General features: G+C 59.2%; 1 pseudogene. It reads left to right on the top strand.

Going from position 1 to position 623, the window contains the following annotated elements:
* Positions 1-611 (top strand): annotated as a pseudogene (locus tag IT41_RS20485) (IS5-like element ISPha1 family transposase); the annotation flags it as partial.
* Between the last annotated feature and the right edge of the window lie 12 nt (positions 612-623).

The raw sequence follows: 623 nt of genomic DNA, 5'->3' as shown, positions 1-623 counted from the left end.
CCATCGGTGTATGGCCCGCACAAGACGCTCTACAACCGGTTCGTCAGATGGTCTCGTATGGGTGTGTTCGCACGCATCTTCAAGGACTTGGCGCAACCAGGGCGAGACGGAGACACCATCATGATAGACAGTACCCACATGAAGGCGCACCGCACGGCGGCAAGCCTCTCAAAAGGGGGATCAAGCCGAGGGCCATCGGGCGGACCAAAGGCGGGCTGAACTCAAAGCTGCACATGGTGTCGGACGGTCGTGGCCGCCCGCTGACGTTCTTTCTGTCGCCGGGCCAGATGAGTGATGCGCGTGGCGCTGTCGTCCTGTTGGGTGATCTGCCGAAGGCGAAACGGCTGCTCGGTGACAAAGGGTACGATGCCGACTGGTTTCGCGAAGAACTGAAGCGCATGGGTATGCGCACCTGCATCCCGCCTCGGACAAAGCGAAAGAGGCCCGCAACCTACAACAAGCGCCTCTACAGAAAGCGTCACCGTATCGAGAATGCCTTTGCCCGCTTGAAAGATTGGCGGCGTATCGCAACCCGTTACGACAGATGCGGAGACCTGTTCCTCTCCGCCATCTGCATCGCCGCCATCGTCATCTTTTGGCTGCCAAAATGAGTCCTGACCCTA

It is taken from the genome of Paracoccus halophilus, from assembly GCF_000763905.1.
GTDB lineage: Bacteria > Pseudomonadota > Alphaproteobacteria > Rhodobacterales > Rhodobacteraceae > Paracoccus > Paracoccus halophilus.
This window is presented reverse-complemented; position numbering and strand designations above follow the sequence as displayed.